The sequence below is a fragment of the Ulvibacterium sp. genome (assembly GCF_965228935.1).
In the GTDB taxonomy this organism is placed as follows: domain Bacteria; phylum Bacteroidota; class Bacteroidia; order Flavobacteriales; family Flavobacteriaceae; genus Ulvibacterium.
The window spans coordinates 2,652,737-2,678,872 of record NZ_OZ245846.1 but is presented as its reverse complement, the minus strand read 5'-3'; the positions used below and the strand labels follow the sequence as shown (position 1 = coordinate 2,678,872).

The following is a 26,136-nucleotide window of genomic DNA, read 5'->3' as shown; positions in this document are numbered from 1 at the left end:
GCTATGAGACGCGCCATATTTCCGGGGTCTTTTGATCCGCTTACCTTAGGCCACTATGATATCATACAAAGGGGCATAACCCTTTTTGATGAAATTATCATTGCCATCGGAATCAATGCGGAAAAGCAATATATGTTCACTTTGGATCAGCGGATGCGGTTCATTAAAAAAGCCTTTGAAAAAGAAGCGAAAATCAAAGTGCTTACCTATGAAGGGCTTACCGTGGAGTTCTGTAAAAAGGTACAGGCAGATTTTATTCTAAGAGGCCTTCGTAATCCTGCGGATTTTGAATTTGAAAAGGCCATTGCACATACCAATCGCAAACTATCCGAAATAGAGACCGTTTTTCTATTGACCTCTTCCGGAAAGTCTTACATAAGTTCTTCCATTGTCCGAGACGTTATTAGAAATGGCGGGGATTACACAGGTTTGGTACCTGATTCCGTCAGGATAACGTAGTATACTTCTTACTCTTGTATTGGTACATATATTCCTTATTTTTGGAATAGGCGCCCTATAATAACTATATGTTTCCGATATCGGTAAGAAAATTCCTTATTTCTAAATATATTCGAAATCTCACACTATCCAGATATAGGATCACAACGAGTTTGGGCGTGTTCACAACAAACCTTTAGCAAAAATGGAAAATCATTCTACTTTAGTAAGAAATTACAACTATATGTTGAGGGGATCCCAAACATTATCGAGTAATTACTTGATTAAACAGCTACCAAAAGCCACCGTTTTTCTGGACAAAAGGCTCCGGGTAGTGCATGCTTCGGATTCTTGGGTAGACTATTTTGATTTTAGCAATGATACTGTCCTCGGAAAAAATATTTCCGAGCTTTTTAGTGAAATAAGCAAGGACTGGAAAACCGTTTTGAACAACTGTTTAAAAGGTAAGCCATCCAATGTAGGTATAGAGCGGTATATGGATAACGAAAACCGGGAAAAATGGTTTGAGTGGTCCAATATTCCCTGGTACGACGAAAACGAAAACATCATAGGGGTCATAATTCAAACGGACGATGTTACGACACGGATCCAGAATGAACTAAAACTGGAAAAACTTGAAGTTCTCTTACGTGAAAAATCCGAGATCGCCAAAATTGGTAGTTGGGAATATGATATACTTAACGATGAGATTACTTGGTCCGATATGACCAAGACCATCCACGAAGTTCCCATGAATTATAAGCCTACTATCGAAAAAGGAATTGATTTTTATAAGCAGGGTTATAGTAGGAACACAATTTCCATGGCGGTGAACAAGGCCATGGAAAATGGTACCCCATGGAACGAAAAACTACAGATAATAACGGCCAAGGGCAATGAAAAATGGGTGATAGCAGCCGGAAAGCCCATATACAAAAATGAGAAGTTAATTGGGTTGATCGGTACTTTCCAAGATGTAAACGATCAGGTTCTGTCCCAAACAAAGACCAAGGAAAATGAGCATCTACTCAAGACTTTAATCGATCATTTACCCTTGAATGTTTTTATCAAGGACAAGGAATCACGAAAAGTGCTCGTAAACAAAGCGGAATGCGATTATTTGGGCGTAAAGGATCCCGAAGAGGTTTTGGGGAAGACCGATTACGATTTTTACGATGAGGAAACCGCAAATATCACCAGGGAAGATGATCTACATGTCATGAACTCCATGACGCCTATTTTGGGCGAGGAAAGGGGAAGTATAAAAAAGAACGGGGATGCAATAACCTTTTTGACTTCCAAGATACCTTTGATCGGAGATGATGGTACGGCCTATGGATTGGTCGGCATAAGTATGGATATTACCAACCTTAAACAAAAGGAGGAGGAACTCAGGGACTTAATTAATGTAACCTCTTTACAAAACAAAAAACTTGTCAATTTTGCTCATATCGTATCGCATAATCTAAGATCTCACACCGCTAATTTCTCCATGCTATTGGACTTTTTGATCCATGAAAAAAACGAAGAGGAAAAACAGAACATCATCGGAATGTTGATAGACGCTTCCGACAATCTTCTGGAAACCTTGGAAAACCTGAATGAGGTAGTCGCCATAAGTACCAATACAGACTTGGAGAAGAAACCCATAAATCTTAATGAAAAAATAAAAACCGTTCAACAGAATCTTGCGGCGTTCCTATTGAACAACAATGCAAAAATTGTAAATTCCATTTCCGATGACGTCTATATAAAAGTGGTTCCTGCATACATCGAGAGCATTTTGATGAACTTCATCACCAATGGTGTAAAATATAAGGATCCCGAAAGAGACCCTATAATCAATTTAAGTGCTACCAGCAACAATGGTTATACCATATTGAGTATTGCCGATAATGGAATGGGTATAGATCTTAAAAAGTATGGGGATAAGTTGTTTGGGATGTATAAGACCTTTCACGACAAGAAGGATTCCAGGGGTATAGGGCTCTATATTACCAAAAACCAAATAGAGGCGATGAACGGAAAGGTAATGGCTTGTAGTGAAGTGGGTAAAGGAACCACGTTTAACATTTATTTTAATGAAAAAGATTAACTCTATTTATATTGTGGACGATGATCCCATTACTGTATTCGGTATACGAAAAATGTTGGATTCTATCGAAATCTGTGAAAATATCTCCGCCCATGGCAATGGAAAATTGGCCTTGGACGATATTAAAAAATCCCTTAACAGCGAAGGTCAGGTTCCCGAGATAATTTTTTTGGATATCAATATGCCTATAATGGACGGATGGCAATTTTTGGAAGAGTTCATCTCACTTCCTTTGAAAAAAAAGGTGCGGATAAATATTGTGACTTCGTCCATCGATCCTTTTGATGTAAACAATTGGAATCTGTACAAATCCAAGACGGACCATATCATTACCTTTAACAACAAACCCCTGAAAAGAAATCATTTAATAGAGATTACCAAGGCGGCCTAATTATAGAAAAGTTACTTTTTCATTAATTTTGCTATGGACTTTCAGTTTGCTTCCTATGAGACTTCTTGGTGTATTGTTGTCGGTTTTGGCCCTTATGGCCTGTGAGACCAAAAAAGAGGATGAAACACCTAGGTTCCCGACCCAATTTGAGCTTTCCAATGGAGAAGAAACGGCAACCTATTTGCAGATTGTGGATTTTTACATTCAATTGGCCAAGCGATTCCCCGAAATCAACATTCAGACCATAGGACAGACCGATAGTGGATATCCCTTACATATGGTCACCTATAATCCCGAGGCGACCTTTAATTTTCAAAAAATAGCCGATCAAAAGACCATACTTCTCATAAACAATGGCATACATCCCGGAGAAAGCGATGGTATCGATGCTACTATGCTCTTGTATCGAGACTTGGCCATCGGCAAGATAGATCCACCAACCGAAACCATATTGGTCACCATTCCAGTTTATAATATAGGTGGGGCATTAAATAGGAACGGCATTACCCGGGCAAATCAAAATGGGCCCAAATCCTATGGTTTTAGAGGTAATACCTTAAATTATGACCTGAATAGGGATTTTATAAAAGGGGATACAAAGAATTCAAGGACGTTTACCGAAATTTTTCATTTGGTAAGACCTAATGTTTTTATAGACACCCATGTAAGCAACGGTGCGGATTACCAGTATACACTTACCCATCTGTTTACACAACATAATAAACTAGGTGGGGAGTTAGGTGCCTATCTTGATCAGGAAATGTTACCCACCTTGGAAAAGTCCCTGAAACTGGAAAATTGGGACATAACACCTTATGTAAATATCTATAACCAGGCCCCTGAAGAAGGCTTTTCCCAATTTATGGACCATCCCCGGTATTCCACAGGATATACCACACTTTGGAATACCCTTGGCCTTATGATAGAAACTCATATGCTTAAACCCTACGCCCAACGTGTAGCCGGTACTTATGAATTTTTAAAGGTGATGTTAAAAATTACCGACAACGATAGTCAACGAATAGGGAAACTTGGCGAAAAAGCCCGTACAAGGCATCGAAACTGGAATTACTATCCGATAAAATGGACGTTGGACACCACCAAGACCACAATACGGGACTTCAAGGGATATAAGGCCGATACCATTGTCAGTGAGGTTACGGGCTTTGATAGACTTTCCTACGATCGGGAAAGACCTTTTACCAAAAAAATGGAATATAAAAACCATTATAAACCCGTTGATTCAGTAAAAATCCCGGAAGCCTATATCCTAAAAAAAGGATGGTCCTCCGTAATAGAACTTCTGGATTTGAACAAAATAAACTACGAAACCCTGCAAAAAGATTCCACTTTAACGGTCGAATCCTATAGGATAAAAGGATATAAAACTTTGGATTCGCCGTATGAGGGACATTACCTACACTACGATACAAAAATCTCCAAGGATACGGTGAATCTCTTATTTTCAGAGGGAGATCTTATTATTCCTACGGATCAAGAAGGTATCCGTTATCTTTTGGAAACCTTGGAACCTTGTGCGGTGGATTCCTTTTTCAACTGGAATTTCTTTGACTCCATACTGCAGCGAAAAGAAGGCTTTTCCCCCTATATTTTTGAGGATGTTGCCGCCGAAATGTTGGAAAATGACGATCAGCTCAGGGAGGATTTCAATATCAGGAAAAAAGATGATTTGGAATTTGCGGAAAACTGGTATGCCCAATTGGATTGGTTATATCAAAAATCGGAATTTTATGAGTCTTCCCACATGCAATATCCCGTTTACCGTATAGCTTCTGGCAAATGAGCTCCTTAATCTATTCCCCAAAAAGTATTTTTATATTGGTGTAGGAGTTCTGCAAGGCCTTTTGGATTTTTTTGGGGCCCTTCCATTTCACCTTTTCTATACCTTCGTTCTTTTGGCCCTTCAGTTTGCCCTCATAGTTGGTGCGCATTGCGTACCAATGTACTTCCTTTAATCTGTATTTTCCATTCCTTTTAAAAACATGGTAGGTAATCTGTAGTTTGTTTTCGATCTTTAACCCTTTCACCCCGGTTTCCTCCTCTACCTCTCGTAATGCACATTCCTCCAAACTTTCGCTCTTTTCCAACTTTCCCTTGGGCAAATCCCACTTATCGTTTCTATAGATAAAAAGTACCTTTCCTTCCTTGTTGGTCACGACACCTCCGGCTGCAATTTCCAGTTGAATCTGTTTACAGAACTTCTTTAGGATTTCCTCGTGATTGGGATGATAGATGTAGGCCTCTTGCAGTCTTTTCTTCGCCAATGCATCAATAGCTTCCTGTATAGCCTCCGCATTTAGGGGGTAATATTTACTATTGGCTATTTCGGAAAGTTTGTTGGTTAAAATAAGAGGTGCCTCTTTGACGAAAACTTTATACATTTGCTCCATGATTTTGGACAAAAACACCGCCAAAAAAACAGCAGAGCTTCTGCTACAAATTAATGCAATAAAGTTGAGACCGGAAAATCCTTTTACATGGGCCTCCGGATGGAAATCCCCGATTTATTGTGACAATAGAATTATACTTTCCTACCCCATTATACGAAATTATATCAGGGAGGAAATGGCCAAACAATTGGAGTCCCTTTACGGTAAACCCGACTTAATTGCCGGGGTCGCTACCGGAGCGATCGGAATTGGGATGTTGGTAGCCGATTATTTGGGCCTCCCCTTCATTTATGTGAGGCCAGAGCCGAAATCCCACGGAAGAAAGAACCAAATCGAAGGTAAATTGGAAGCCCACCAGAATTTGGTGGTAGTCGAAGATTTGATCAGCACGGGAAAAAGTAGTTTAAACGCGGTGGAAGCGCTTACTAATGAAGGTGCAAACGTAAAGGGAATGTTGGCCATTTTTAACTACGGTTTTGAGGTCGCCAAGGAAAATTTTGAGACCAGGGATATTGAATTGCATACGTTGGGGGATTATGACCATCTTATCCAAGAGGCATCGGAAACCGGATATATTAAAGAGGAACAATTGAACACCTTGATGGAATGGCGAAAAAGTCCTTCCACATGGAACCCGTAAAGCATGTACATAGAAACACCTAAAAAAAGCATTTCACAAAGCCAGGAGCAGGTCTTCGATTTTCTTATCGAACTTAAGAATTTCGAGAAATTAATGCCCGATAGCATTGACAAATTCGAACTCATCAATGAAGATCGATTTTTGTTCGCCTTAAAAGGCATGCCCGAAATTGTGCTCCAGCGCAAGGAACAATTTCCACATAACAAAATTATTCTGGGTGCCGCGAGTGATAGACTACCTTTTACCCTCACGGCCGATATCTTGTCCATAACCGACAATGAGACCCAGGTGGCATTAAGTTTTCAAGGGGAATTTAACGCCATGATGGCCATGATGATCAAGAAGCCCATTACCAATTTTATGGACACCTTGCTGGAAAACCTTGGTGAGACCCTAGTATAGGAGTGTTACTTCCTTAAACCCAAATTCTTTTTTTACATTATCTTCAAGGGCAATAATCAATTTACCTTCGGTGGAGACACCACGGATAAATCCCATGAATTTTTCCCCATTGGAATCTTCAAAGGTCGATGGCTTATCCTTTCGAAACAAAATCTCCTCATAGGCTTCCCATAATTTTTCACTTCCTTTTTTTTTCACATCTTGAAAAATGGACTTCAAACTATTCAAAAGGTCACTTAGAAGCTCATCCAAATCAAATGTTTTGCCCAGCAACAATTTCAAGGAGGAAGCTTTGGGAACATTATGGAAAATCGTCTGGTTGGTATTTAGCCCTATACCAATAACAGAGGCCCTTACCGTATTGCCCGATATGATATTCTCTATAAGAATGCCACAAATTTTGGATGTACCTGACAGAATGTCGTTAGGCCATTTAACCTTTAAATCAGGAACCTGAAGGTTGCCTAAACAATTGAAAATGGCAAGTGACACCATGATATTCAGCAAAAAAGGGTTATCCGAAGAAAGACCGTTATTCTCTTTTAAAACGCTAAATGTTAGGTTCTTACCCTCTTCCGACACCCACTGTGTACCCATTTGCCCCCTACCCTTCAACTGGTTCTTGGCAACGACTACCGTAAAGTCCGGAGAGGCATTGGAAGCTATAAGTCCTTTTAAGTAGGCATTGGTAGAGTCTGTGGCATCAAGTTTGATTATTGGCATGAAGCAACCTTTGGATTCTATCTTTAATCAATTGTTAAAAACTAGAGGTAAAAGAACAAAAAAATAATAACTTTGCTTAAACTAAAATTTTTGAATGCAGAAAGGGAAAGCTAGCGCAGACGAGTTAATCGCACTAATTTTACAGGGAATAGATGAAGTAAAGGGAAACGATGTTAGCTTACTTGACTTAAGGGAAATTGAAAATACTGTTTGTGACTACTTTATAATTTGCAGTGGTACTTCCAACACCCACGTTAATGCCATAACTGGATCTATCCAAAAAACAGTTAGCAAAGCAATAAAAGACAAGCCTTGGCACGTAGAAGGCGAAGATAATGCCGAGTGGGTTCTAATGGATTACGTTAATGTAGTAGTCCATGTCTTCCAAAAACATGTGCGGGAATTCTATGATATAGAAGGTCTTTGGGGTGATGCCAAGTTCACCGAAATTGAAAGTAGCATAAATCAAGCCCTGAAATAATCCCTTGGGATTACCAAAAAAGGGCAAAAAACAAGATAATGGCAAAAGAAAGCAATACAAATCCTAAAAAACCCAGGTTCAGTTCCTGGTGGATTTATGGATTGATCGCAATTTTATTAATAGGGTTCCAGTTCTTTGGAAGTGGAAATCTCTCAAGTACCAAGAAAACCACTACATCGGAATTACAGGAATATCTCAGAAATGGGGATATCGAAAAAATTCTGATCATTACCAATACCAGGCAGGCCAAAGTCTTCTTAACGGACGAAGCGCTCCAGAAAGATGTCCATAAAGATGTTAAGGATCAGCCTTTTGCACTAAGCCCCTCGGCTTCACCTCAATATGTTCTGGATTACGGAGATCTTCAAAATTTTGAGAACGAGATAAAGAACTTAAAAACAGAGAACAACCTGGATACCATAGTGGACTATGATACGGAGTCCAACTACCTTGGCGATTTTTTGTTGGGGATTCTTCCTTTTGTTTTGATCATCGGCATCTGGATTTATTTAATGCGTAGAATGTCCGGTGGCGGTGGCGGTGGTGCCGGAGGTCAAATCTTCAATATCGGTAAATCCAAGGCCAAGCTTTTTGATGAAAAGACGGACACCCGCACATCGTTTAGGGACGTGGCCGGATTGGAAGGAGCCAAGGAAGAGGTTGAGGAAATCGTTGAGTTCCTAAAGAATCCTGATAAGTATACCTCTTTGGGAGGTAAGATTCCCAAAGGAGCCCTTCTCGTAGGCCCTCCGGGAACGGGAAAAACTCTATTGGCCAAAGCGGTTGCCGGGGAGGCCAAAGTACCATTCTTCTCACTTTCCGGTTCTGATTTTGTTGAAATGTTTGTTGGAGTCGGTGCTTCAAGGGTACGCGACCTTTTTAAACAAGCCAAGGATAAATCCCCTGCCATAATCTTTATTGACGAAATTGATGCCATTGGTAGAGCGAGGGGAAAGAACAATTTCACGGGCTCAAACGACGAACGTGAAAATACGCTGAACCAATTGCTTACCGAAATGGATGGTTTCGGCACTAACACCAATGTTATTGTTCTTGCAGCGACCAACCGTGCGGATGTACTGGATAAAGCCTTGATGCGGGCCGGTAGGTTTGATAGACAGATATATGTAGATCTACCGGATATTAGGGAACGTAAAGAAATCTTTGAGGTGCATTTGAGGCCTATTAAGACCGCAGAGACTTTGGATCTGGACTTTTTGGCAAGACAGACCCCCGGTTTTTCGGGTGCCGATATTGCCAATGTATGTAACGAAGCTGCACTTATTGCGGCACGTAAAGAGAAAAAGGCAGTGACCAAGCAAGATTTTTTGGATGCCGTGGATCGTATTGTAGGTGGTCTGGAAAAAAAGAACAAGATTATTACTGCAGGCGAGAAGAAGACCATTGCCTATCATGAAGCGGGCCACGCTACCGTGAGCTGGATGCTGGAACATGCCGCTCCCTTGGTAAAAGTAACCATTGTTCCCAGGGGACAATCATTGGGTGCCGCATGGTATTTGCCGGAAGAACGTCTTATTGTACGTCCCGAACAAATGAAGGATGAGATGTGTGCGACTTTGGGAGGGCGCGCAGCGGAAAAAGTGATTTTCGACAAAATCTCGACAGGGGCCTTGAGCGACTTGGAAAAAGTCACCAAACAGGCCCGGGCCATGGTAACCATTTATGGACTTAATGAGGAAATCGGAAACCTTACCTATTACGATTCCTCGGGGCAAAGCGAATATGGCTTTACGAAGCCTTATAGTGAAGAAACTGCCCAACGCATTGATACGGAAATCTCAAAAATCATAGAGGAACAGTACCAAAGGGCAGTGGAAGTACTGGAAAGTAACAAGGACAAGCTGATTACCCTTGCGGAGCGACTATTGGAGAAGGAGGTCATCTTCAAGGAAGACCTTGAAAAAATATTTGGAAAAAGGCCTTTTGAAAAGGAATTCGACCAAAAAGGGCAGGAAAAACTGAATGGGGAGAAAAAGACAGAGGAGATCGCCGTAGAAGAAAAAGAGGAAGAAGAAAAAAAGGAAAATAAATAATAAACTTGGACGTTCATCATTAATGACGGAATAGTATTAAGAAGTTTATCATGTAAAATGGGGCTATTTGACAAACTATTTGGAGGTGGCAAAAAAGTTTCCAAGGAGACTGTGGAAACCAGAGGAGTGCATATGCCAGATCTCAACATCCCCGTTGATGAAAAATTCACGATCCACTTCAAAAAAAATGGAGGTAAATTTCTGTATTGCGATTCCTTTGCGGAAATCTCCGAAGCCTTAAAAAACATTGTCCAAGAAAACAACTGGCAGGAACATCCATTTTTTGCCATGGATTCTAGATTAAAAGAAAGATTTTCAAAGGAGGGAATTTCCTATACCTCTAAAAACAAGGACAGCGAAGTTTTTTTCACTACATGCGAGCATCTGATTGCCCAAAATGGCTCTATATTGGTCTGTTCCAATCAGTTAAACGAAAAAAAACTTCATGAGCTACCGGCCAACGTTATTGTTTTTGCCACAACAAGTCAATTGGTGGAGTCCATTGGGGAGGGCCTTAAGACCATCAAGAAAAAATACGGTCACAGTATCCCTGCAAACATAACCACCTTAAAACACTTTCAGGCGACCGATCAAAACTCGGATGATTTTTTAACCTATGGAAGCAGTTCCAAAAATCTGTATCTTTTACTTCTGGAAGACCTTTAGTATGAGAGAGATTTTTAGACGCGCCCTCACCGGAGCTGTTTATATTATTTTGTTGTTATCCGCTGTTTTTCTGAGTTCCGATGCCTTTGATTTTCTTTTCATGACATTTGGTTTGGCCTGCCTGTATGAGTACAAAAGGCTTGTACAACTTCGGGGATACCATATTTTTCTGGCTTATTTGGCCCTTTGGTGGGCCTATATCTATTTGGTACATGACCTTTCATTAATCTATGTACTACTGTTTCTTACGGTCATTGTGGATTGTGCACTTCTCTTTTTTCTATTCTCGAAAAACAAAAATTTATTCAGCACCTTCAGAAAATTCGTTGTTGGGCTCTTTTATATTGGAGGTGGATGTATTTTCTTGACCATGATTCCCTATAAGGACGATGATTTTGCCAAACTGCTTATCATGGGCATTTTTATTCTTATTTGGGTCAATGACACATTTGCCTATATCGTTGGCCGAAGTTTGGGACGTACAAAGCTATATCCTTCAATTTCTCCTAAAAAAACTGTGGAAGGTACACTGGGCGGTTTTATCTTTGCCATGGGCGCTGCTTATATTATCGGAAAGTATGAACCTATTATCAACCCAATGCAGTGGATTATTTTGGCAATAGTCATTGTTATATTTGGCAGCCTCGGGGATTTGTTGGAATCCAAATTGAAGCGCGTCGCAGGCGTAAAGGACAGTGGAGCCATTCTACCCGGTCATGGTGGTATGCTGGATCGGTTGGATAGTCTCATATTTGCGGCGCCGTTTGCATACCTAACCTTAATCTTTTTTGCTTATGTTTCATAGGGAAGGCCAAAAAATAATTATTACAACTTTTTTTATAGTCTGTGCCGCTGTTCTGTTATCCCAATTTTATGTGGGTACGGTTTGGCTAAGATTAGGACTTCAAATTCTTTCTTTGGTATTTTTGATTCTAATACTTCAATTTTTTCGTAACCCAAAGCGAAAAGTCATTAAAAACTTCGATGAAGTCTTGGCTCCCGTAGATGGCAAAGTAGTTGTAATCGAAGAAGTGGAGGAAAACGAATATTTCAAGGATAAACGCTTGCAGGTATCCATTTTTATGTCTCCGGTCAATGTTCATGTAACGCGCTATCCCGTAAGCGGAAGCATAAAATATTCCAAATACCATCCGGGAAAGTATTTAGTGGCCTGGCATCCCAAATCCAGTACGGACAATGAACGTACCACCGTTGTGATACGTACCCCAAAATTTGGGGATATCCTATATCGGCAGATTGCCGGAGCCATGGCCAGACGTATCATAAATTATGCGGAAGAAGGCGAGAGTGTGCAACAAGGTGATGATGCAGGGTTTATAAAATTTGGCTCTAGGGTAGACTTGTTATTACCTTTGGATTGCGCCGTGACCGTTAAATTGAACCAAAAGGTAGTAGGTGCAAAAACCTGTATAGCCGCAGTTGTGGACAAGGATGAAGAAGCAGAAGTTACATACTGATTTTTTAGAAGCCGTAGAGTTTGTAAATAACTATACGAAACCGCTTCCTGCCGATCTTTTATTAAAGCTCTATGCCTATTACAAAATTGCAAACAAAAATTTTAGCAACCCTGGCAGTAAGACCCCACTTATCAATGCCTTTAAGGCCAATGCCTTGATCCAGGCCAAAAACATCGGAAGGGAGGAGGCCATGAAACAATACACAAAGTTGGTCAATAAGGAAATTAGGAAGTAGCCATTGGTCTCAACGGAAAAACCCGGGCCAAAACATGAGGTTTGTACTCAACCTCACTGGTACAGGTCGTTTATATCCGCCTCACAAAGTTCAAAAAGAAAATTGCCCATTTTTTGGGTAACATCCTTGTAAAATCGTTCCCCTTTTTCTGAGGTCGAATACATAGGGTTCCCCACTCCGGTATCCTCACTGATCTGGGACCATTTGCGCTCCGCCCAGACCCAACCCTCGGAAAATGCCTTAATTCTGTATTTTTTTGAGCCACCGCTTCCCCATTTCTCCTTGGGCAATACCAAGTCCGGTCTTAGATAGAGCATCAGGCTGGTCTCCATTTCATCTGCATGGTCACCGTCTTCTTGAAAGTAATCCGATTTATCAACGGCCTGGGGCCAGTTGGAAAAGCTGATGAACATTTTCGGAAACTTTAGGCCCAGTTCCCGTACCAAAGGTTTAAAATTATTTCCCCCGTGACTATTGAAAATCAATAGTTTATAAATTCCCTGACGATTCAACACCTCCACTACATCACATAGAATAGCGAACTGCGTGCTGGGATTTAGATTAATGTCCAAATAGATATCGGATTGACCTGTATTCACCCCAAAAGGAACTGTTGGGAGCACTATAACCTTACCTCCCTTTTCCCAAGCCACTTTTGCCGATCCAGCGGCAAGGGCATCCGCTTCAAAATTGTCCGTAGAATATGGCAAATGATAATTGTGGGCTTCCGTGGCCCCCCAAGGCAAAACGGCCAAATCAAATTTGGCGTCCTTAAGCGCATTCCAATTGGTTTCGGCCAAAATATAGGGTCTCATAGTTCTAGGTTTTATTGCACAAACTTAAAAAGTCATTTCCAAAAAATATGAATTCAATCGTACAAAAATATCCAAGACATCCTTGCCTCAAATCCTTCAAAATTAGTCTGGCTATCCCATTAAATCCATAGATTGACATAATCCTCATCAGAAACACAAAATTTTACTTTGTATAAGGAATGGTTTTTAGGATGTGATCAATGGCGCTTAGGCGCGCGCTGGTCTTTTTATTGGCATTTATAATTACCCATGGGGCATGTGCAGTATCCGTTTTATCCAACATTACTTCCTTGTACTTGGTATATTCCTCCCAAAGTTCTTGGGCCCTTTCGTCTACAGGGGACATTTTCCAACGTTTTAGATTACTCTCCCTAATGTCCTCAAAACGTTTTTGTTGTTCTTCCTTGGTAATGGAAAAATAAAACTTGATCAAATAGGTATTGGATTGAATAATCATTTTCTCAAAATCGTTCACTTGGGACATAAATATGCTATACTCCTCCTGTGTACAAAAACCGTTTACGGGCTCTACTACGGCCCTATTGTACCAGCTCCTATCAAAGAAGACTATTTTACCTGGCTCGGGAAGATTATTCACATATCTTTGAAAATACCACTGCCCTTTCTCATCTTCCGTGGGTTTGTTCAATGCCACTATTCTATAGTATCTAGGGTTAATATAGGCGGATATTCTACGAATAGCCCCTCCCTTTCCTGCGGCATCACGGCCCTCGAATAGGACCACTATCTTTTTTCTATTCTCAATGGCCCAGGTTTGTAACTTCACCAGCTCTACCTGACGTTTCCGTAGGTTGGTTTCATATTGGGTATCCCTTAACGCTTTTTCCAAATCCAAGTGTTTGCTTGCAAAAAGACTTCGTAAACCTATTTTACTATTTAAAAGTTTCAGATTTTCCTCCGATAAGTCCAGATCTTCAAGTGGGTCCATACTATATATCTATTTGCTTTGCATTCCTATAATAGCGAACAATGACATTGGGATCGGGTTGAATTGGTATTTTTGAATAATCCTTCTCCCGGTAGTCGAATTTGGAAAGTACATAGCGCATACTCTCCAGACGTGCCGTTTGTTTATCATTAGTCTTCACTATGATCCAGGGGCTAAAATCAGTATGGGTTCTGGTAAACATTTGTTCCTTGTAGTAGGTGTACTTGTCCCAAAGTTCCTGACCCTTCATATCCACCGGACTAAACTTCCACTGCTTCAATGGGTTTCTTAGTCGGGCCGTGAACCTTTTCTTTTGCACTTCCTTGGAGATGGAAAACCAAAACTTGATCAAAATTACGCCATCCTCGTAGAGCATATGTTCAAACCCCGGAACTTGTACCATAAATTGGGCGTACTGTTCTTCATTGCAAAAACCCATTACCGGTTCCACTACCGCCCTGTTATACCAGCTACGGTCAAAAAAGACAATTTCCCCAGGGTTGGGAAGTTCCTTGATATATCTTCTAAAATACCATTGTCCCTTCTCATTTTCAGTTGGTTTTGACAAGGCAACGACCCTGGCCGTCCTAGGGTTCAAGTGCTCATAAAAGCGCTTTATGGAGCCTCCTTTTCCGGCCGCATCCCTACCTTCGAAAAGAATTGCGACGCGCAGGTTATTCTTGGAAATCCATTGTTGCAGGGAGACCAATTCACTTTGAAGTTTTATGAGTTCCAGCTCATACTTCAGTTTTTTAACAACGTTATCGATCTTTATGTTTTTCCTGTTGGCAATTTCAATTAAATCCTTTCTTGTTTTTACACCCAATAAATCCTCGGAAGTGTATTGCATAGTGGTCGCTAGTTTTTAGAAACAATTATCGGTTTTAACAATGGAAATATCACCATTTCAAAAAAAGTAATGGCTTCTCGATTGTCCAATAATTCCTCAAAATAGTGTTTTTAAGCAAATCTGATGGGGTATACCGATAGAATTGAACAGATTTTTGAGAAAAAGATAAATTTGGAATGGGAAAACTTTTTATTTGAATGGTCCGATCATAATATGAGCACGGAAAGTACCGGGATCCATAAGCCATGGCATCCCTTTTTCGTGAGGTTTATCCGGTAGTCCGGTGGATTCGGTGGTTGCAAATGGTGTATAGATTACATAGCGATACTGACCATCCGCAAGTTCTCCCGTAGTCTTATTATACGCTTCATCACTTCCAAAATAAACATACATCATACTGGGTTCCTTTGGCATTTGAATCTTACCGGCAGCCACTTCCGCCCCTCGGATTTCCCTTTTCTCCTTGAAATCCTTTCCTTGGGCAGAAAGTTCTCTTCCTCTTTTCATAAAAGGTTCCAGTTTTTTGGAATAACAGGAAACACTAATCCCCTCTTTTTTAGGGTCATCGGCCAAACAGACCAGATTATTGGTGCCTTCGCGTAAAATTACGAACTCGCCCGATTCATTATAGCCATAAACCATGGCCCCGTCCTTTTCAGCTTCAGGCGCTGGTAGCGTAGCCGTCTTTATTTGTATGGCCACAGGAAGGATTTCCGGTTTTTCCATTTCTTGACAAGCAAGTGGAATAAAAGCCAATATCAAAAGCAGGGAAATTAGATTTTTCATGGTATTCTAGTTTTCCTTAAAGATAAAGATACTGGAGGAGTTTTCCATAAGGTAGACCAAAAGAATGACAAATACCAAAAACCAGATAATTAGGTATCGCAAATTGTTCAGGTAAAGGGCTCCTTAGGATGATTCCTTCTACACAGGTTTATGGCAAAATGCCGTTTACTCCAAACTAGCCAAGCTTTTTTCCAAAGTCTCAATTTTGGCCTCCGCATCCGCGGCCTTCTTTTTTTCTATGGCGACTACCTGCTCTGGGGCATTGTTCACAAAACGCTCATTGGACAATTTCTTTTGAACGGATTGCAGAAATCCTTTGGTATAGTTCAACTCATCCTGTATTTTCTTGATTTCGGCATCTATATCTATGGCCCCACCTATGGGAACGAAATACTCATTGCTCTTGACCCGAAAAGTCAATGCGCCTTCCAAACCGTTATCCACATAGGCGACTTTTGAAACATTGGCCAGCTTTTGAATAATTACGTCCCAAGCATCCGAAACCTTTTCTTGGTTCAGGACGGAAAGTTCCAAGGATTCCTTCATAGGAATATTTTTTTCCTTTCGTATGGTCCGTATGCCCGAGATCACCTCGGAGGCAAAATTGAATCCTTGGATCAGTCCTTGATCCACTTCCTCCTCCATTTTGGGCCATTGAGCTATAATAAGTGCCTGTTGCGGGTTTCGTTCGGAAATATGCTGCCAAACCTCCTCACTCAAAAATGGCATAAAGGGATGCAACAGTTTTAAATTTTGCTCGAATAGATGAATAATGGAATCAAAAGTGGCCTTATCTATAGGCTGTTGGTAGGCCGGCTTGGAAATTTCCAAGAGCCAGGAACAGAAATCGTCCCAGACCAACTTGTAAATGGCCATTAATGCATCCGAAATACGATATTTACCAAAATGATCGTCGATTTCCGATAGGATCTGGTTAAATTTAGCCTTATACCAGGCTATACCGAGCTTGGACGCCTCCGGTTGGGGTAAATCATCGCTCACTTCCCATCCTTTTACTAGGCGCAAGGCGTTCCAGATCTTATTGGTGAAGTTTTTTCCTTGCTGACATAAGTTTTCGTCGAACAATAGGTCATTGCCAGCAGCAGAGCTCAATAAAAGTCCTACACGCACACCATCGGCACCATATTCCTCTATCAACTTCAGGGCATCTGGGGAGTTCCCCAGGGATTTGGACATTTTGCGGCGTTGCTTATCTCTAACAATTCCGGTAAAATATACGTTTTTGAAAGGAGGTTCCTCACGATATTCGTACCCGGAGATAATCATCCGGGCTACCCAAAAAAAGATGATATCCGGTGCCGTGACCAAATCGCTTGTGGGATAGTAATACGTGATGTCCTTGTTATCGGGTTCCAAAATCCCATTAAAAACGGTTATGGGCCATAACCAGGAAGAGAACCAGGTATCCACCACATCCTCGTCCTGCCTTAAATCGGCTAAGGTCAAGTTAGGGTCGTTGGATTTTTCCCGGGCCAACTTCAACGCATCATCGATGTTTTCCGCTACTACAAAATCATTTTGACCATCCCCAAAGTAGTACGCGGGTATTTGTTGTCCCCACCATAGTTGGCGTGAAATGTTCCAATCGCGGATGTTCTCCATCCAATTCCGATATAGATTTTCGAACTTTTTTGGAAAAAACTTTACCTCACCTGTTTCCAATACGGCATTTAGGGCCGGTTTTACCAGTTCCTCCATCTTTAAAAACCACTGATCGGACAGTCTTGGTTCGATTACCGCCCTGGTTCTTTCCGAGGTACCTACCTTGTTCACATAGTTTTCGGTCTTTACCAAAAAACCTTTTTCCTCCAACTCCTTCACGATTTCTTTTCGAACCAAAAATCGATCCTTGCCCTCATAGTGAAGACCATAGGAATTTAAGGAGGCATCCGCATTAAAGATATCAATGACTTCCAAATTATGCTTCGCCCCTAAGGCTTGGTCATTTACATCATGCGCAGGGGTAACTTTTAAGCATCCGGTACCAAATTCCAAGTCAACATATGCGTCTTCAATAATCGGTATTGCACGATTACATATGGGCACTATCGCCTTCTTGCCCCTCAAATGTCCATAACGTTCGTCCTTGGGGTTTATGCAAATCGCCGTATCTCCCAATATCGTCTCGGGACGCGTGGTGGCTATGGTCACTTTTTCTTCAGACCCTTCAATGGGATAGGATAAATAGTATAACAGGCCCTGCCTTTCTTCATAGACCACCTCTTCATCCGAAAGCGTGGTCTGGGCCTCGGGATCCCAATTCACCATACGATACCCTCTGTAAATCAAGCCTTTATTAAATAAATCCACAAAAACCTTGATAACGGAATCTGACATGTTGTCATTCATGGTAAAAGCAGTCCTTTTCCAATCACAGGAACACCCCAATTTCTTTAGTTGCTCAAGAATTACCCCGCCATAGTTATGGGTCCAGTCCCAAGCATGTTTCAAAAACTCCTCACGTGATATATCCGTTTTATGAATCCCTTGCTCCTTCAATTTGGCGACCACCTTGGCTTCGGTAGCAATTGAGGCATGATCGGTTCCTGGAACCCAACAGGCATTCTTTCCTAAAAGTCGTGCCCTACGGATGAGGACGTCCTGAAGGGTATTATTGAGCATATGCCCCATATGGAGTACCCCAGTGACATTTGGTGGAGGAATTACAATGGTATAGGGCTCCCTTTCGTCCGGTTCGGAATAAAAGTACTTATGCTGCATCCAGTAGTCATACCAATGGTTTTCCACGGTATTGGGCTCATATTTTGATGGAATATCCATTTTTGGAATAGTTTTTGGTAAAATAACGGCGGCAATAAAAACCGTTTCTAAAGCGAATGTTAAATATTGATAAGTTACGGGTCTTTTGCCCCAGTTAAATACGAAACAAAAATAAGTAACGTTAATAGATAACGAAAGGATTTTGGACGTTCATCCGAAAAGATTTACTTTTGAAATTCACCCAAAACGAAAGTAGTGCAATAAACGTAATGGGATCCTGCCGAAATCACCTATTGAAAAAGCAGGCATTGATTACTTATAAATTGCACATACCATTGAAAAACAATTAAAACTACGAATATGAAAAAAATAGTACTTGTATTATTTGTGGGCCTAATGGGTTTTAGCCTGGCCGCTCAGGTAAAAGCCCCGAAAATTGAGTTTAAGGCCGAAACGGTAGACTATGGAACCATTGAAAAAGGCAGTGATGGTGTACGGGTTTTTGAATTCACGAACACCGGGGACGCCCCTTTGATCGTGAGTAAAGTAAGCTCTAGCTGCGGATGCACGATTCCCAAAAAGCCTGAAGAGCCGATTTTACCGGGTAAGACGGGAGAAATTAAGGTTAAATATGACACCAACCGTGTAGGGCCCATACGAAAAGCAATCACCGTGATATCCAATGCGGACACCCCTACTAAAGTCTTGAAGATAAAAGGAGAAGTCAAGGCTCCGGAAGGAAAGAAATAACCGGATTCCTTAAATCTCTTTGGAAAAGCCCTGGTTTTAAAAATCAGGGCTTTTCTTTGAATAAATCCTTGAGTACAAAGGTATAGAGAAGGTCTTTATTCTGCCTCGCTATACGCACGCGAATACGTTTTCCCTCCTTTTCGTTGAGCATCTGCAGAATTTCCTGGAGCTTATATCTATGAACACTTTTCCCGTTTACGGACAATACCACGTCGCCTTCCCTGAGTCCGGCAATTTCAGCAGGGCTTCCGGCCCGGATACCGGATACTACAATTTCGGGGACCAAACTTAACCTGGTGCGATTTTCCAAAAGAATCTGTACATCACCGAACGATTTTTTATTGCTTTGTACAACACCATTGCTATTGGCAATACTTTCCGAAACATATCGCACACCGTCATGCTGTAGCTCTATACCGCTCATATTGTAGTGGAAAGGCATTTTAAAGTTCTTGTTCTTCATAAGGGTAACCTCGTTATTGGGATAGTCGAATACTATATTGAACCGTTTCAACACCTCTCCCCCAATACTTCCGTTTCTATCTCCCAAATACTTGATTGCACCGAAGGATCTGCGCTCAGGGAAAGCAGCCTTGGCATCTTTTAGGGAAAAACTGCCCAATTTTATACTATTTATTTTAGTTCGCTTCCCAAAAATATCCCCGCTCAATCCCTTTCCAAGAAAATCATCATAATTTTTATCCGGTATCCCTATTTCATCATTTTCAAAAAGCCATACGGCATCGCTACTCCCGGTATCCAATAGAAGCCGTACCGGTAAGTCTTCGGAGTCTTTTAGAAAAACACTTCCGTCCACATAGGCCTTTTTGGCTGCAACAAATAATGGAAGCGTTTCGCTCTTTTTTTTCTTTTTATGGATATAAGAGCCAGGATCATGGAATTTAATCACTTTTGAGGCATAATTTATATCGACTACAAAATCCCTAAAAAGATCATATCCAATAATGCCATGTACCGTAATTCCAAGGCTGGGGGAAAAATTAAGGTTTTTGTCCAAGACCACATATAGGAGTTGGTCTTCGTTTTGAACATTTTTTAAGGCAAATGTGTTCCCCTTGGAACTTAGGGCCTTTATGGGTTCTCCATCGCCCAATCCCCTGATGGTAATCTCCGAAACATCCTTTATTTGAACCGAATCCTGATCGGAGAGATTGAACAATATGGGCTTACTGACCCCAGAATCCAATATGAAGGACAGTTCGGTTCCGTTCACCTCCATAGGGATTATGATAAGATTATTAATGAGCTTAAACCTTACCTTCTGGTATTTCTGTCCCTCGGGCAAATCGAATCCCTGTGCCGTTCCCAAAATGGGGGGGCCAATTAGCAACAATGTAAAATAAACAAGTATTCTGTTCAATTTCCTCAGCTTTAAACCGGTGACACTATTAAATTTACATATTTTCCCCTTAACCCCTCATTAATTAACAAAATATTCGATATATCAAATAAAATCTCCTTGTATTGTTTTGTCCATTAGGTTTTCCCATTTTTGTGGAAAATTAAATACGTTATGCCCTCCATATCCCGCAAAGGACAGTTGATGCCGGAATCGCCCATACGAAAATTGGTGCCTTTTGCCGAGGAGGCTAAAAGAAAGGGAATCCATGTCATTCACTTGAATATTGGGCAACCTGATATCAAAACGCCCCAAGCCGCACTTGAAGCGGTCAAGAACAATACTTTGGAGGTCTTGGAATATAGCCGTACCGAAGGTTCGGAGACCTATCGCGAAAAAATAGCCGCGTATTATGCCAAAAAGGGGATATCAGTTTCGGCAGATGAAATTTTGGTCACCACAGGTGGTTCCGAAGCCCTGTCCTTTGTTATGGGCAGTATTGCCGATAGTGGCGATGAAATTATAATTCCGGAGCCGTTTTACGCCAATTACAATGGATTCGCCACAGCTTCAGGGGTCAGGGTACTGCCCGTGGTCTCCCGAATAGAGGACAACTTCGCCCTCCCTTCCATCGAGGAATTCGAAAAGCGTATTACAAAGAAGACCAGGGCCATTTTAATTTGCAATCCCGGGAATCCTACGGGGTATCTCTATACCAAAAATGAAATTCAAAAATTGGCGGAGATCGCCAAAAAGCATGACCTATTTTTAATAGCCGATGAGGTGTATCGTGAGTTTGCCTATGATGGCAGGGAACACCATTCCATTTTACAAGAGCCCGGATTGGAGGAGAATGCCATAGTTGTGGATTCCGTATCCAAAAGATATAGCATGTGCGGAGCGCGAATAGGATATTTGGTTTCCAAAAATACAGCCGTCATAAGAACGGCCCTAAAGTTTGCACAAGCCCGCTTATCACCTCCCACCTATGCACAAATTGCCAGTGAGGCCGCTTTGAGTACCCCCCAAAGTTATTTCGACGAAGTAAAAAAGGAGTATACGGAAAGACGGGATATTCTCATAGCCGAGTTGGAGAAAATTGAAAACATAAAAATAGGAAAGCCCCAAGGTGCTTTCTATTGTATCGTTGAACTTCCCATAAAAGATGCGGATGATTTTGCACAGTGGCTTTTGGAAGACTTTAGGGTAAACAATGAGACTGTAATGGTGGCGCCTGCCGCCGGATTTTATGCTACCGAGGGATTGGGGAAGAACCAAATACGTATTGCCTATGTATTGGAGAAGGACAGCTTAAAAAGGGCCGTGAACATACTAAAGGAGGCCCTTAAGAGTTATATAGGTTGATGAAAATACAGCAAAATATATCCCTTAAGGATTACAATACTTTCGGTATTGATGCCAAAGCCAAATTTTTCATTGAAATAAGCAACATAAATGACCTAAGGGAAGCACTACAACTTAAAGGCCATCCCGAAATCCTTGTCTTAAGCGGTGGTAGCAATATGCTTATTACCAAGGACATAGAGGCTTTGGTACTCTATATAAACATAAAGGGAATCGAGCTATTGACCCAAGATGATGATACCATTACCCTTAAGGTAATGGCCGGGGAAAATTGGCATCAACTCGTTCTTTGGACATTACAAAAGGGCTACGGCGGCCTGGAAAACATGTCCCTTATTCCCGGGAATACAGGTACCGCTCCCATACAGAATATCGGGGCTTACGGTGTGGAACTCCAAGACGTCTTTGTAGGTTGCGAAGCTATAAATATTGATAATCAAACTAAAAAGAGCTTCAACAAGGAGGATTGCAAATTCGGGTACCGGGATTCCTATTTCAAGAACGAGGGGAAAGGAAAGTATATCATTGTTTCCGTGACTTTAAGGCTTACCAAACGAAATCATGCCATACACATGTCCTATGGTGCAATCGAAGCTGAATTGGTCAAGAAGAAAATCGATACACCCACCATTACCGATATCTCCAACGCCGTAATTTCCATACGAAAAAGCAAACTACCTGATCCGGCCGAATTGGGCAATAGTGGTAGTTTCTTTAAAAATCCAATTATTAGCCGATCAAAATTCGATACTTTTACAAAAGACTATCCGGATGCCCCGTATTACAAAGTTTCCTCCGATGCATATAAAATTCCGGCTGGTTGGCTCATAGAACAGTGCGGTTTTAAGGGCAAGCGCTTCGGCGATGCAGGGGTACATAAGCATCAAGCCTTGGTTTTGGTAAATCACGGTAGGGCTACCGGTGTAGAAATACTAAGTCTTTCCCAACGAATCATTGAAACTGTCAAAGACAAGTTTTCCATAACCATACATCCTGAGGTCAATATCATAAAATAACCCCCGAAAAAAAGTTCTTTCGAGGGCTATACCAAACCAAACTAACCAAAAACTAAATGTACAGTTACCAATTGTACATTTATCTAATTAAAATATGAGATATTGTCTGCTGTGACAATCAATTTTATAAATTAGCGTTTAAGGGATATACGGTCAAAAGGTTGGATTGGATGTTTATTCATTTCAATTTTTTAAGTATTCCAAACAATTTATGAGCACACTTCTTGAAAAACACATCGTAGAACTGCTCCAGGAGCGAAACGAAAAAGCGATCTCGCTTTTGTACGAACACTATGGGGATACGCTATATGGGGTGGCCCATAAGGTGGTTCGCGATGAGGAAATGGCACAGGATGTGCTTCAGGAGAGTTTTGTAAAAATCTGGAAAAAATCGGATTCGTACGATTCATCGAAGGCCAAATTGTTTACTTGGCTCTTCCGGATTACCCGTAATACGGCCATTGACAAATTGCGGAGTACGAATACAAAAACAGATAAGGAAATCCAAATGGACGTTTCGGACGTATATAATTTAGGCATTGAAAGTATTAGGCCTGAATTTTTGGACGTCCGGGAAAACCTGGAAAAGATAGAGCCCAAATACCAAATCGTATTGGAAGCCTTGTTTTTTCAGGGGATGACACAGCAAGAAGCCAGTGAAGAACTGGACATCCCGTTGGGCACCATTAAGTCCAGGCTAAAAATTGGGCTGAGGGAATTAAAAAAGATTTATGGCCCGGCCATGTCTTTCCTGCCTCTATTAAATTTGATACAATGAAAGAAAAAATAAAAATATTCTTGGATTCGGATTTGCTCGAAAAGTATTTGCTGGGCACCGTTACGGATCAGGAAGCTTTTCAAGTGGAGCGATACATTGCCATGTATCCCGAAGTACGTGAGACCTATGATGAGCTTCAAGAAAACTTGGAAGCCTTTGCAAAAATGCATGCCCTAAAAACTCCGGAAGGCCTTAAGGAACGAATCCTATTTAGGATAAAGGCGGAAAACTCAACAAGAAAAAGGTTCTTTAGATATGCCATCGCCGCAAGTTTTGCTACTCTTTTATTTGCGGGAGCTTCCTATTTCTTCTGGAACCAGAATCAAAGCCTTCAAGAGGAAAATACTATTGTCAACAACAAAATAAAGGATTTGGAGGAGGACATGAGAGAGCAATTGGAGGACGTAAGGAACCAATTCATTGTGCTCAATAATCCCCAGACCAGAAAATATAGCGTAAAGGGCAATAAAAAAGCCAAGGAACTCAAGGCCGTGGCCTATGTGAATCCGGTTAAAAAGCTATCCTATATCAATGTGGAAAAATTGCCTAACCTGCCAGAAGATCAATGCTTCCAAATGTGGGCGGAGGTCAATGGAAAAATGGTGAATTTAGGAGTCATTAAGGAAGCGGTAAGCCGAGAAAAGTTGCTGGCCTTGCCCTACTCCGATAATGCCGTGGGTTATATTACCATTGAACCTAAGGGAGGTAATCAAACCCCGACCGTTGAGAATATTGTTGCCAATATCAAATATTGATAAGAAAATCTTACTGTTGATATGGCCCTGAAGCTAGCTTCAGGGCCATATTTTTTATATCTTTGCCAAAAATTCTGAAAAGATGCTGATTGTATTGACCATTGGTTTGCTTGCGCTGGCATTTGCGGGAATCGCCATAAAGATTTGGTCTCAAAAGGATGGTAAATTCGCAGGTACTTGTGCAAGCCAAAGTCCATTTTTGAACAAAGATGGGCAAGCCTGTGGCATGTGCGGGAAACTTCCAAATGAACAGGATTGCAAAAAGGACATTGCCCCAAAACTACAATAGAAAGCTGACCTTTTCTACAGTTAAATTTTTATCAATACCTACTACGATTGGCCAAACTGGAAAACGGACTTCAAGAAATAATCAAAAGGGCCAAGTCCGGTAACCAAATTGCTTTTAGCACACTTTTGGACAACTTCTGGAACGATGTCTATGGCTTTCAGTTAAAACGCACGGAAAACGAAAACGATGCGGAGGACATTACAATTCAGACCTTCTCCAAGGCTTTCGACCGTATTTCTACTTATGACGAGGCTTATGAATTCAAAACTTGGTTAATTGCCATTTCCAAAAATATCCATATAGACCTCATCAGAAAAAGAAAAAGAAGCCCGTTGGAGGCCGATGGGAACAATGAAGCGATAAAAAGGGTTTTGGACGATGCGCCAACTGCAGAAGATCGTTTAATAACCGAGCAAAATCTGGCCAATCTGCTCCAACATATAAAAAAACTAAAGCCACATTATCAAGAGGTAATTAATCTTAGATACTTCCATGAACTTAGCTACGCCGCAATAGCCAAAGAGCTCAATGAACCGGTTAACAATGTTAAGGTGAAGTTGCTCAGGGCAAAAAAACTGCTGGCTGAAGTCATTAAACGTAGTAAGCAATAGGAGGTTTATGCCTTTAAGAAGGGATTCTGACGCTGGTACAAGGCAAAATTTAAATCGGAAAAACCTACTATCCTCCAAATACCGACTGTATCAATAAACCAATAATTTACTTCGTATATTTGTGTAAATTTTCGCTATGAGTGTAGAGACTTTGGGTAATGTAGCCCCTCCCAAGGGAAAACCTAAATGGCTAAGGGTAAAACTTCCTACCGGTAAAAAGTATTCCCAACTCCGGGGATTGGTGGATAAATACAACTTACATACCATCTGTACCTCTGGAAGTTGTCCCAATATGGGAGAATGTTGGGGAGAGGGAACGGCCACTTTTATGATATTGGGAAACATATGTACCCGTTCCTGTGGTTTTTGTGGTGTACAGACGGGACGTCCGGAAAATGTGGATTGGTCGGAGCCCGAAAAAGTGGCCCGATCCATAAAGATTATGGGAATAAAACATGCCGTAATTACCTCGGTTGATAGGGATGATTTAAAGGACATGGGATCCATTATCTGGGCCGAGACCGTAAAGGCTGTCCGAAGAATGAATCCAGACACAACTTTGGAGACCCTTATTCCTGATTTTCAAGGAATTGAAAGTCACATTGATCGTATAATCCAGGTCGCACCGGAAGTAGTGTCCCATAACATGGAAACGGTAAAGCGGCTTACCCGGGAAGTAAGGATCCAAGCCAAATACGATCGTAGTCTTGGGGTCCTTAAATATCTAAAGGAGAGCGGTATAAATAGAACCAAATCCGGGATAATGTTAGGCCTTGGCGAGCACGAAGAGGAGGTTGTCCAAACCATGGAAGATCTTAGAAAAGTGAACGTGGACGTTTTAACCATTGGCCAATACCTGCAACCTTCCAAAAAACATTTGCCCGTTAAGGAGTTTATTTTGCCGGAGCAATTCAAAAAATATGAAGTATTGGGACTGGAAATGGGGTTTAGATATGTGGAAAGTGGTGCATTGGTAAGATCGTCCTACAAAGCACATAAACATATACAGTAAATACCAAAAATTTCAATACCGGGCTATAGGGCCGATATTCCATA

28 protein-coding genes are annotated in these 26,136 nt (G+C 41.2%); 20 read left to right on the top strand and 8 right to left on the bottom strand.

Annotated features, from left to right (window positions below; genetic code table 11):
• Positions 1–3: 3 nt before the first annotated feature.
• The 4 genes from coaD (at position 4) to ACO06Y_RS11265 (ending at position 4,728) form a co-directional block, all read left to right on the top strand.
• On the top strand, positions 4–459 hold the full coding sequence (gene coaD / locus ACO06Y_RS11280; RefSeq protein ID WP_422083935.1) for a pantetheine-phosphate adenylyltransferase: 456 nt from the start codon (positions 4–6) through the stop codon (positions 457–459).
• Positions 460–643: 184 nt separating this feature from the next.
• A complete protein-coding gene (locus tag ACO06Y_RS11275; RefSeq protein ID WP_422083934.1) occupies positions 644–2,533 on the top strand; it encodes a PAS domain-containing protein in 1,890 nt (629 codons plus the stop codon).
• Entirely contained in the window at positions 2,520–2,924 is a 405-nt protein-coding gene (locus ACO06Y_RS11270; RefSeq protein ID WP_422083933.1) for a response regulator, read from the top strand. The genes ACO06Y_RS11275 and ACO06Y_RS11270 overlap by 14 nt, the downstream gene beginning before the upstream one ends.
• Positions 2,925–2,979: 55 nt before the next feature.
• Positions 2,980–4,728 carry a M14 family metallopeptidase gene (locus tag ACO06Y_RS11265; protein WP_422083932.1) on the top strand — a complete coding sequence of 583 codons (1,749 nt, stop codon included), beginning with the start codon at positions 2,980–2,982 and terminating at the stop codon, positions 4,726–4,728.
• A 10-nt stretch (positions 4,729–4,738) separates the two neighbouring features.
• Here ACO06Y_RS11265 and ACO06Y_RS11260 read toward each other — a convergent pair whose 3' ends face one another.
• Positions 4,739–5,326 carry an NUDIX hydrolase gene (locus ACO06Y_RS11260; RefSeq protein WP_422083931.1) on the bottom strand — a complete coding sequence of 196 codons (588 nt, stop codon included), beginning with the start codon at positions 5,324–5,326 and terminating at the stop codon, positions 4,739–4,741.
• A gap of 7 nt (positions 5,327–5,333) precedes the next feature.
• Between ACO06Y_RS11260 and pyrE the strand changes: the two genes are divergently transcribed.
• Positions 5,334–5,975 (top strand): orotate phosphoribosyltransferase, encoded by a 642-nt coding sequence (pyrE, locus tag ACO06Y_RS11255; protein ID WP_422083930.1) that lies wholly within the window; start codon positions 5,334–5,336, stop codon positions 5,973–5,975.
• A 3-nt stretch (positions 5,976–5,978) separates the two neighbouring features.
• A complete protein-coding gene (locus ACO06Y_RS11250) occupies positions 5,979–6,377 on the top strand; it encodes an SRPBCC family protein (RefSeq protein WP_422083929.1) in 399 nt (132 codons plus the stop codon).
• Here the strand turns inward: ACO06Y_RS11250 and ACO06Y_RS11245 are convergent.
• Complete coding sequence (locus ACO06Y_RS11245) at positions 6,369–7,100, bottom strand: biotin--[acetyl-CoA-carboxylase] ligase (RefSeq protein WP_422083928.1); 732 nt, start codon at positions 7,098–7,100, stop codon at positions 6,369–6,371. The two genes, ACO06Y_RS11250 and ACO06Y_RS11245, sit on opposite strands and share 9 nt — an antisense overlap.
• A 94-nt stretch (positions 7,101–7,194) precedes the next feature.
• Between ACO06Y_RS11245 and rsfS the strand changes: the two genes are divergently transcribed.
• From rsfS to ACO06Y_RS11215, 6 genes are read left to right on the top strand one after another with little or no spacing between them, the layout of a single operon-like run.
• The gene (gene rsfS / locus ACO06Y_RS11240) at positions 7,195–7,581 is read left to right on the top strand and encodes a ribosome silencing factor (protein ID WP_422083927.1); all 387 of its coding nucleotides are present in this window, start codon (positions 7,195–7,197) and stop codon (positions 7,579–7,581) included.
• Positions 7,582–7,619: 38 nt separating this feature from the next.
• Positions 7,620–9,635, top strand: coding sequence for an ATP-dependent zinc metalloprotease FtsH (ftsH, locus tag ACO06Y_RS11235; RefSeq protein ID WP_422083926.1), 2,016 nt, complete (start codon positions 7,620–7,622; stop codon positions 9,633–9,635).
• 57 nt (positions 9,636–9,692) lie between these two features.
• Complete coding sequence (locus ACO06Y_RS11230; protein ID WP_422083925.1) at positions 9,693–10,301, top strand: LUD domain-containing protein; 609 nt, start codon at positions 9,693–9,695, stop codon at positions 10,299–10,301.
• Position 10,302: 1 nt separating this feature from the next.
• A complete protein-coding gene (locus ACO06Y_RS11225; protein ID WP_422083924.1) occupies positions 10,303–11,106 on the top strand; it encodes a phosphatidate cytidylyltransferase in 804 nt (267 codons plus the stop codon).
• Positions 11,096–11,779 (top strand): phosphatidylserine decarboxylase family protein, encoded by a 684-nt coding sequence (locus tag ACO06Y_RS11220; protein WP_422083923.1) that lies wholly within the window; start codon positions 11,096–11,098, stop codon positions 11,777–11,779. Before ACO06Y_RS11225 ends, ACO06Y_RS11220 begins: the two co-directional genes overlap by 11 nt.
• Complete coding sequence (locus ACO06Y_RS11215; protein WP_299529343.1) at positions 11,754–12,014, top strand: acyl-CoA-binding protein; 261 nt, start codon at positions 11,754–11,756, stop codon at positions 12,012–12,014. The genes ACO06Y_RS11220 and ACO06Y_RS11215 overlap by 26 nt, the downstream gene beginning before the upstream one ends.
• Before the next feature lie 53 nt (positions 12,015–12,067).
• On the opposite strand, the gene ACO06Y_RS11210 is transcribed toward ACO06Y_RS11215, so the two are convergent.
• The 5 genes from ACO06Y_RS11210 to ACO06Y_RS11190 form a co-directional block, all read right to left on the bottom strand.
• Positions 12,068–12,829 carry a creatininase family protein gene (locus tag ACO06Y_RS11210; protein ID WP_422083922.1) on the bottom strand — a complete coding sequence of 254 codons (762 nt, stop codon included), beginning with the start codon at positions 12,827–12,829 and terminating at the stop codon, positions 12,068–12,070.
• Positions 12,830–12,992: 163 nt separating this feature from the next.
• Positions 12,993–13,778 (bottom strand): polyphosphate kinase 2, encoded by a 786-nt coding sequence (ppk2, locus tag ACO06Y_RS11205; RefSeq protein WP_422083921.1) that lies wholly within the window; start codon positions 13,776–13,778, stop codon positions 12,993–12,995.
• Position 13,779: 1 nt separating this feature from the next.
• On the bottom strand, positions 13,780–14,628 hold the full coding sequence (ppk2, locus tag ACO06Y_RS11200; protein ID WP_422083920.1) for a polyphosphate kinase 2: 849 nt from the start codon (positions 14,626–14,628) through the stop codon (positions 13,780–13,782).
• A gap of 189 nt (positions 14,629–14,817) precedes the next feature.
• On the bottom strand, positions 14,818–15,414 hold the full coding sequence (locus tag ACO06Y_RS11195; RefSeq protein WP_422083919.1) for a hypothetical protein: 597 nt from the start codon (positions 15,412–15,414) through the stop codon (positions 14,818–14,820).
• 165 nt (positions 15,415–15,579) lie between these two features.
• Positions 15,580–18,216 carry a valine--tRNA ligase gene (locus ACO06Y_RS11190; RefSeq protein WP_422083918.1) on the bottom strand — a complete coding sequence of 879 codons (2,637 nt, stop codon included), beginning with the start codon at positions 18,214–18,216 and terminating at the stop codon, positions 15,580–15,582.
• A gap of 300 nt (positions 18,217–18,516) precedes the next feature.
• On the opposite strand from ACO06Y_RS11190, the gene ACO06Y_RS11185 reads away from it, so the two are divergent.
• Positions 18,517–18,906 carry a DUF1573 domain-containing protein gene (locus ACO06Y_RS11185; RefSeq protein ID WP_422083917.1) on the top strand — a complete coding sequence of 130 codons (390 nt, stop codon included), beginning with the start codon at positions 18,517–18,519 and terminating at the stop codon, positions 18,904–18,906.
• A 43-nt stretch (positions 18,907–18,949) separates the two neighbouring features.
• Here ACO06Y_RS11185 and ACO06Y_RS11180 read toward each other — a convergent pair whose 3' ends face one another.
• The gene (locus tag ACO06Y_RS11180; RefSeq protein ID WP_422083916.1) at positions 18,950–20,287 is read right to left on the bottom strand and encodes an aspartyl protease family protein; all 1,338 of its coding nucleotides are present in this window, start codon (positions 20,285–20,287) and stop codon (positions 18,950–18,952) included.
• Between the two features lie 153 nt (positions 20,288–20,440).
• Between ACO06Y_RS11180 and ACO06Y_RS11175 the strand changes: the two genes are divergently transcribed.
• The 7 genes from ACO06Y_RS11175 (at position 20,441) to lipA (ending at position 26,092) form a co-directional block, all read left to right on the top strand.
• Positions 20,441–21,631 (top strand): pyridoxal phosphate-dependent aminotransferase, encoded by a 1,191-nt coding sequence (locus ACO06Y_RS11175; RefSeq protein ID WP_422083915.1) that lies wholly within the window; start codon positions 20,441–20,443, stop codon positions 21,629–21,631.
• Positions 21,631–22,647 (top strand): UDP-N-acetylmuramate dehydrogenase, encoded by a 1,017-nt coding sequence (gene murB / locus ACO06Y_RS11170; protein WP_422083914.1) that lies wholly within the window; start codon positions 21,631–21,633, stop codon positions 22,645–22,647. The genes ACO06Y_RS11175 and murB overlap by 1 nt, the downstream gene beginning before the upstream one ends.
• A gap of 211 nt (positions 22,648–22,858) precedes the next feature.
• Positions 22,859–23,425 carry an RNA polymerase sigma factor gene (locus ACO06Y_RS11165; RefSeq protein ID WP_422083913.1) on the top strand — a complete coding sequence of 189 codons (567 nt, stop codon included), beginning with the start codon at positions 22,859–22,861 and terminating at the stop codon, positions 23,423–23,425.
• Positions 23,422–24,180 carry an anti-sigma factor gene (locus ACO06Y_RS11160; RefSeq protein WP_422083912.1) on the top strand — a complete coding sequence of 253 codons (759 nt, stop codon included), beginning with the start codon at positions 23,422–23,424 and terminating at the stop codon, positions 24,178–24,180. The genes ACO06Y_RS11165 and ACO06Y_RS11160 overlap by 4 nt, the downstream gene beginning before the upstream one ends.
• An 82-nt stretch (positions 24,181–24,262) precedes the next feature.
• A complete protein-coding gene (locus ACO06Y_RS11155) occupies positions 24,263–24,469 on the top strand; it encodes a membrane or secreted protein (protein WP_422083911.1) in 207 nt (68 codons plus the stop codon).
• 47 nt (positions 24,470–24,516) lie between these two features.
• Positions 24,517–25,080 (top strand): RNA polymerase sigma factor, encoded by a 564-nt coding sequence (locus tag ACO06Y_RS11150; RefSeq protein ID WP_422083910.1) that lies wholly within the window; start codon positions 24,517–24,519, stop codon positions 25,078–25,080.
• A 136-nt stretch (positions 25,081–25,216) separates the two neighbouring features.
• The gene (gene lipA, locus ACO06Y_RS11145) at positions 25,217–26,092 is read left to right on the top strand and encodes a lipoyl synthase (protein ID WP_422083909.1); all 876 of its coding nucleotides are present in this window, start codon (positions 25,217–25,219) and stop codon (positions 26,090–26,092) included.
• Positions 26,093–26,136 lie beyond the last annotated feature (44 nt).